Annotated in this window: 7 protein-coding genes; 1 reads left to right on the top strand and 6 read right to left on the bottom strand. The window is 43.7% G+C overall.

Going from position 1 to position 7307, the window contains the following annotated elements; all coding sequences use genetic code 11:
• Nucleotides 1–48 precede the first annotated feature (48 nt).
• The 6 genes from ACTQ53_RS16815 to ACTQ53_RS16790 form a co-directional block, all read right to left on the bottom strand.
• Complete coding sequence (locus ACTQ53_RS16815) at nucleotides 49–489, bottom strand: hypothetical protein (RefSeq protein WP_441934397.1); 441 nt, start codon at nucleotides 487–489, stop codon at nucleotides 49–51.
• Entirely contained in the window at nucleotides 482–1732 is a 1251-nt protein-coding gene (locus tag ACTQ53_RS16810) for a hypothetical protein (RefSeq protein ID WP_441934395.1), read from the bottom strand. Before ACTQ53_RS16810 ends, ACTQ53_RS16815 begins: the two co-directional genes overlap by 8 nt.
• Nucleotides 1733–2015: 283 nt before the next feature.
• The gene (locus tag ACTQ53_RS16805; protein ID WP_441934393.1) at nucleotides 2016–2435 is read right to left on the bottom strand and encodes a hypothetical protein; all 420 of its coding nucleotides are present in this window, start codon (nucleotides 2433–2435) and stop codon (nucleotides 2016–2018) included.
• 43 nt (nucleotides 2436–2478) lie between these two features.
• On the bottom strand, nucleotides 2479–3066 hold the full coding sequence (gene rfbC, locus ACTQ53_RS16800; RefSeq protein WP_441934391.1) for a dTDP-4-dehydrorhamnose 3,5-epimerase: 588 nt from the start codon (nucleotides 3064–3066) through the stop codon (nucleotides 2479–2481).
• Between the two features lie 97 nt (nucleotides 3067–3163).
• Nucleotides 3164–4072 carry a glucose-1-phosphate thymidylyltransferase RfbA gene (rfbA, locus tag ACTQ53_RS16795; RefSeq protein ID WP_441934389.1) on the bottom strand — a complete coding sequence of 303 codons (909 nt, stop codon included), beginning with the start codon at nucleotides 4070–4072 and terminating at the stop codon, nucleotides 3164–3166.
• A 921-nt stretch (nucleotides 4073–4993) separates the two neighbouring features.
• Nucleotides 4994–5125, bottom strand: a complete 132-nt coding sequence (locus ACTQ53_RS16790) for a hypothetical protein (RefSeq protein ID WP_256626130.1) — start codon at nucleotides 5123–5125, stop codon at nucleotides 4994–4996.
• 444 nt (nucleotides 5126–5569) lie between these two features.
• Between ACTQ53_RS16790 and ACTQ53_RS16785 the strand changes: the two genes are divergently transcribed.
• Nucleotides 5570–7300 carry a BT4734/BF3469 family protein gene (locus ACTQ53_RS16785; protein ID WP_441934387.1) on the top strand — a complete coding sequence of 577 codons (1731 nt, stop codon included), beginning with the start codon at nucleotides 5570–5572 and terminating at the stop codon, nucleotides 7298–7300.
• The last annotated feature ends 7 nt before the right edge of the window (nucleotides 7301–7307 follow it).

Raw genomic sequence — 7307 nt, 5'->3', positions numbered from 1 at the left:
CATAGCTCAATACATGGGGGCTACTCGCCCCCAAACCCCTCGGTGTTTTCAGGTATAGATTATTAAGCCTGAAACCCCCTCAGATTTTTGCACTTCTATTGAGAACTTGCCTATACTAGCCAATGCCTCTATCACATAAAACACATTGTCCAAGATAGTGTTACCAAGACTGTCCGTATTTGCAACCATCAGAGAATGTCCTTTATATGCGAACATTCTCTTTTTGTTGATATCGACAAAAGTTTCATTTATATAGCTATTAAGATGTGAATAATCTACATCCTCATCAAAATCCAAAGATGTGCGCATTAAGAAATCGAATAAATTTGATAAATACGCAAATTGCGTTTTGGTTTGCATGTAAGATATTCCGTTGAGCAAATCATATGCTAAGGCTTCACTCAATGTAGTTCTTTCTTCCATAGATAAATCACTAGCTTCATCAATAGCTACTTTAAAAAGCTCTTGAAAGATCTCAGCTCTAATCATCGTTTTCCTCCTTTATTCTCATAGCATTTGACATCAAAAAAGCCTGTTCCCAAGTTATTGGAGTCTTATCTATTAAACATTTACAGTAATTGAATATTGCCTTTCGAAGCACACTGCCAATATTAATCCTAACACTTGACAATCTAGAATATTGACGCTCAAAATCTACTAGTTTAAAGGAAGAGGATTTTCCAAATATAGTAAATAAGATAGACTTAAGGTCTTGAATGGTCTTTACTCTAAATTCATTCTCATCATTACATTTTTGCTTTATGCAATATCCGACAGCACCTAATACGCTAGATATAGAAGTATCTTTAACTATCCATTTTTTAAATGCATTATCCGATGATGATAGTTTTTTATCAAACTGATATATAATGCCGAGAAACTGTTCTATGAATTTCTTATCAAAATAGAATGAAGCATCTTCTTCAGAGATGCATTCCTCGTCATTTAAATTGAATTTTCGGTCCAATCTTACAGGTTTACATTCTATAAAAGAACGAAGACCTATTACTAATGTTGTAAAAAGAAACTGACCTGGTTGCCGAATACCACGCTTGACATCCATATAATCTGAATCCTTTGTGCGGACCAATGTTATTGGAATATTCAAATCGGAAAAAACACGTAAAAACATTAGTTCATATTGATGTTGCAAAGACACACGCATTTGCCCAGCATTCAACAACAACATTTTATTCACAACTTCTTTTTCTGTAAGATTCCCCCAAATATAGAGATATAAGTTAAATTCCTTAAAAGCTTGTTCTAACTTTTCCAAAAAAATATTGCTTTCTGCAGTAAACATTTTTTGTAATACAGCATAAGGTATCACTTGGGTTGCTTCTGGAAAACGTTGCCGCATCTCTGAAATGACATCATGCAAACTTCTCCAAGATGGTCCAAAGAGATCCTTAGCCTTAGCCATATCAATAATCTGTTTGTAAATCCACAGGCGATATGTCCTCTGCAAGCCATCCAATATATAGAAATCATCTATGATTAAAGAGGAAGACTCTATTTTTGGATTTTCCACCAATAAAGTTAGAGGTGGGAAAGGTTCACCTACTACAATTGAATCTAATATCGTATCCAAATATATATTTTTTACTATTCCTCTTTGGATTTCAAAATCGAAAGCTGTAGAAGGTTTTACCGCTTCCAAGTAATCCCAAAGAGAGACTTTACACAACCACCAATTTTGTGCTTGCAAAGTATCTAAAATGATTGTTTCCATAAATAGTGTCATTTTACTGGCATATACAGCTTTGGTTGTTACACTGTATATCACCATTACAGCGTTCCCTATATTTTACAAGTAGTTAAACGTGTTGTTTTTTGAATAAAGTAATTTTATTATCGTTTTTAGGGTGAAGGCTTGTCTAAGTTTCCTCCTTCACCTCGTCGGATATTTCTACATAATAACATGGAAGCATAGACTTATAATCCTTATCCCCTTCTTTCATGCGAGCAAGGAGGTCTGATCTATTTACAAACGAGAAATCAACGACATGCATTTCTTATTTTAGAGAATTGCTCTTCAGCTCTTTACTGATTACCTTCCCCATTGATTTCTCAATATCAAAAAAGGTCATGGGGTCGTTGTAATCTATCTCAGAAATGACATTATCCATATCATTCACGGCATAACCGATCCATTCAATGGAGTCTTCAAGGTCTTTCATATTGATTCGAGAATAAGTTTCCTCGAAACGGTCGAGAAAGAAGGATACCACATTAGGATTCTTCTTTAAGTACTGATGAAAGGTCTTGCAGACCTTGGCTTGCCCCTTGTAATTGAGTTTACGAATATCTTCAAACATCGGCATGGCACAGGAATAGGACTTTACGGAAGAAACCTTCTTCCCCATCTTCTTGCGAATCTCCTTTGCCTCAGGTATCGTATTATCATAAATGTCTTGAAACTCTTCTGGAAGCATCGAGAGGATTTCGCTCTAAAACTTCTTTATCAGCCATAAGACTCTAATTGTATAAATCTACATTGATATCAAATGGTGAATCGAAATCCTTCAGCATCGCATGCTTAGTATCTTTCTCCGAGAGATTTGCATGCTCTGTAGGAATCTTCCAGTCAATACCGAGGCTGTCATCGAGGATGCTGATGCCGCCATCTGCCTCTGGATGATAGAAGTTGTCGCACTTGTATTGGAAGACAGCAGTCTCTGAGAGAACAGCGAAACCATGGGCAAAGCCCTTCGGAATGAAGAACTGGACATGATTGTCTTCGGTAAGTTCTACAGCCACATGCTTGCCATAGGTTGGTGAACCTTTGCGAATATCTACAGCGACATCAAGTACTCTACCCTTTACGCAGCGTACCAACTTACTCTGAGTATATGGTGGGCGCTGGAAGTGCAGACCTCGCATCACACCATAGCTACTCATAGACTCATTGTCTTGGCAGAAGTGAACATTGTGTCCCAGAATTGGGGTAACCTTTTCTTCAAACTCTCGCTCGCTGAAGCTCTCGAAGAAGTAGCCACGAGAGTCGCGGAAGAGGCGTGGCTCTATAATGAGAACGCCATCTATTTCTGTTTTGATTATATTCATCGTTTTATATTTTAAGAAAGGCAGGCTCCATACCAAGAGCCGAAAAGTAGCTTATAAAATAAGCCCCAGGCATTTCACCTGCCATAATTATTTCCTGCTAAAATTCTAAATTCTTTTTTAGTGTATGATCTTTCTCTTCAAGTATTGAAAGGAGATACTTGCCATAGTCATTCTTCAGCATAGGCTGAGCATTCTCTCTCAACTGTTCTGCGGTAATCCAACCCTGGCGGTATGCTATACCTTCCAAGCAAGCCACTTTTAAGCCCTGGCGCTTCTCCAAGACTTCGATAAAGGTGGATGCCTCAGAAAGGGAATCATGGGTTCCTGTATCGAGCCAGGCAAATCCTCTTGCCATGGTCTGTACCTTCAGCTGCTTATCCTTCAGGAACTCCTGGTTTACGGTGGTGATTTCCAACTCACCACGAGCAGATGGTTTGATATGCTTAGCTACATCTACCACCTTGTTAGGATAGAAATACAAACCTACCACAGCATAGTTGCTCTTAGGATGCTCTGGCTTCTCCTCAATGCTTAAGCAATTGCCCTGCTCATCAAACTCTGCGACACCATAGCGCTCAGGATCACTTACACGATAACCGAAGACAGTTGCCTTGTTATTTTGTTCAGCATCTACTACTGCTTGATGCAGCATCTGATTTAATCCTGCACCATAGAAGATATTATCGCCTAATACGAGGCAAGCGGAATCATTACCAATGAATTTCTCTCCGATAATGAAGGCTTGGGCTAAGCCATCTGGTGATGGCTGCTCTGCATACTCGAACTTCACACCTAACTGGCTTCCATCGCCTAAGAGGCGTTTGAAACCTGGTAAGTCGAAAGGGGTTGAGATTATGAGTATCTCACGGATACCTGCCAACATCAATACTGATATTGGGTAATATATCATCGGCTTATCGAAGATTGGAATCAGCTGCTTGCTGATTCCTTTTGTGATAGGGTACAAACGTGTACCGCTACCACCTGCTAATACTATTCCTTTCATATAATTATTATTTATTGATCAATAACACTGGTCGAAAACCTACCTTCAATAGTCTTTACGACCCTTTCGGTTCCCCTTACAGGGGACAGAAACCTTCCTTACCGTTAAAGAAGGATTTTTTCTACCTCTCCGTCTCTCCTGCAAGGAGAGCTCCACTTTCTCCCCAAGCCCCTCTCAATGGTCTTTACACCCCCTTCGGTTCCCCCGTTCCCGGGGGACAGAAACCTCAGGAAGCGGGGATGTAACCGCCCTTAGTGCTGTATTTGCCCCACCTGTCTTCAATAGTCTTTACGACCCTTTCGGTTCCCCTTGTAGGGGACAGAAACCCCAGCGGGAGGGTCCTTACCCTATACCCAAGCCCTAAATCCCTACCATAGGGATTAGGGATGTAACCGCCCTCCGGTGCTCGGAACCGCTACGCTATAAGGTTGGCGGGGCATCAAAGCCCTCGCCATGTTTTGCGGGATGGGACCGCCTGGGCATGAACTATTACGGAAAGGCTACATCCCAATTGCAAAGACGGCATTGTAGTATACCGTCACTACTGAAATCTTTGGTTGTATCATTGTTATAAATTTAATAACATAAACACACTACCCAGTTGTTCCGGCAACTTCCACTGCCAGAACAGCCTCGGGACTTATCGAGTTATAAAAAATAATCTTAAGTATCTATTGTGTGTTTCGTATGGTATCATTGAAGGGCTCACACGGATCTCAAGGATTCTATCTCGAACCTTTGGAAGCTCGCCTTGTAGCCGCCTTCCATCGGGCAGGGATCGTCGGGATAGACCTTGTGATACTCCTCTTCCATGTTGTCAAGATAGTCCATTATCAGCATCACCTTGTCTCTGGTGCTGTGACACTTCTTCAGCGAAGATCGAAGCAGGCAGTAGGACTGGGTATGACTGGCATAACCCTCTTAGACATGCTTGACTGAATCCTCATTCATGTGGCCAGCCACCTTTAAGGTGCGTACCACATTAGTACTGTCGCCGAGGATGGTATCCGTCAAAGCGCCCAGTGCCTTTTGTGTTTTTGTAAATCGTTTCATTTCTTAATATATTTAAAAATTCTAATTTTTTCTGTTAAGCTATCGTAAATTACCGCATTTTTGTACCTATATATGTAGGTACAGGATTCTTGGCGGTCTCAACCTTTTTTCTTAAATTCGCAGCAGCTTTCAAGAACGAGAGCTGAAGCAATCTTAAGTTACCGAATGGTGAACAGCGGGGTGAACACTTGCTCCAAGCATTCACCTTTTCGGCTCAGGGGTGAACCCTAGTAAAAAGAACTTTGTATATACAGCGCATGCTAGAAATATAAGAGTCTCTATTATAATGGGTTATATAGTGTTTTTAACACATTATTAACGCTAAAGGTTGGCATCAGGGTTCACCCTTCACCGACTTCATCGCCAAGTGTTCACCCACACTCTTTCGTAGAGTACGTTGCAAACAACAAAATAGAATATTAACAACTGCAAATTTTAAACAAAATGAAAAAAGAACCAAACAAAAGCATGTATGAGGCTGCCACGATGCCATCGTACTTCCCTTGCATCAAATCTTCGGAGAGCCATCCACTCGCCGACTGGTTGTATCTCAAGAGCGTGATTACCTCTAGCCCTGAGCTACGAATGATGACCGAGACTTACCGCAAGCGTCTCGCCATCAGCAAGCAGTTTGCCGACCAGTACAAGCCTGAGATGCCTGCCATCACGGTTTCGGCACTCATGGACGGCTACGGCAGACAACTTGCCAACTTCCTCAAACCTACCTACATGTTCCAGCTCGACTTCGACCATGTGAAGAAGGAAGATATGGAGCATCTTATCCAACTGGTGAGAGGCGACAGTCATACGATGGTAGAGTATATCACCGTGAGCGGCAGGGGATTCAGATTGTTCTGTGCCTACCGTCCTGTGGATGACGACGACATCAGCGTGCTGGAACTCTTCGATGCCGTGCTGCAGAAGGCGATGGCTTACTACACCCAGCTCCTGGGTATGGCTCCCGACAAGCAGTGTGTAGACATCACCCGATGCGCCGGTCTTGCCTACGACCCGGATGCCTATTTCCGTTGGGATGCCGAACCTTTTGCCTTGGGACCGAAGGACCTGAAGCCCCTCTACACGAAGAAGGCGTTGCAGGCGAAGTATTCTGCCAGGAGAAACGCCAAGGGCGGCAAACGAAGCATCAAGGTGAAAGAGGAGGCGAAGTCAAACGAAAAGGGCGCGCCTACCATCGAGGAGGCGGCTTCCCACATCAAGGAACTGCTCGACCTGTGGGGCTACCGATTCGAGCCTGAGCATCACAACGAGTATGTATGGCACTTTGCCGACATCTGCATCTACTATGGCATCCCGCTGGAAGAAGCCCAGTCCTACGCCGACCGTGAGTTTGGCTCCAGCTACCAGGATACGGCTTCCGTCGTCAAGTCCCGCTACAAGCATCTGCATAAGTTTGGCATCTGGCACTTCTATCGCCAGGGCGAGGGCCGCAGCGGCAAGCCATCGGTAAGGAGCATCAAGCAGTGGCTACTCACCCACTATCTGTTCCGCCGAAACGAGCTGACGGGATTTTACGAGGTGGAGAGCCGCATCGTTTTAGACGGCAAGTATCCAGACTGGGTCCGCATCGACGACAACATCGAGAACTCCATCTGGAGTGAGATGGACGAGTCGGGACTGCATCTCCCGGAGAAGACCCTGCACAACATCATCAACAGCGACTTCAGCGAGCCGTTCGACCCCTTGGACGATTACCTGCGCAGTCTGCCGAAATGGAAGAAGGGAGAGGATCCCGACTACATCGACCAGCTCGCCGACCGCATCGAGGTGGAGAACCTGCCCGACTACGAGCATACGCAGAGCCTCTTCCGCTATTTCTTCAAGAAGTGGCTGGTAGCGATGGTAGTGGCGTGGGTAACGCTGAAGGTGGTGAACCAGATGATACTCATCTTCGTGGGCAAGGGCGGCATCTTCAAGACCACGTTCTTCCACATGCTGCTGCCCCCACAGTTGCGCCAGTACTTCCTCAACGACTCGACGGGCGCCTATACCGACAAGGACTTCATGGAGGCTTTCAGCAGCAAGGCTCTGCTCTGTCTCGACGAGTTTGAGAGTAAGCATCCAACCCCTATGACAATACAACTCCATCCCCAGTGTTTACTGGGGATACAGAGTATTTTAAGAAATTGGACTTTTCTGATTTTTAAACAGGTTTAACTAAAAG

The organism is Prevotella sp. Sow4_E9_plate, from assembly GCF_052116205.1.
In the GTDB taxonomy this organism is placed as follows: domain Bacteria; phylum Bacteroidota; class Bacteroidia; order Bacteroidales; family Bacteroidaceae; genus Prevotella.
This window is presented reverse-complemented; position numbering and strand designations above follow the sequence as displayed.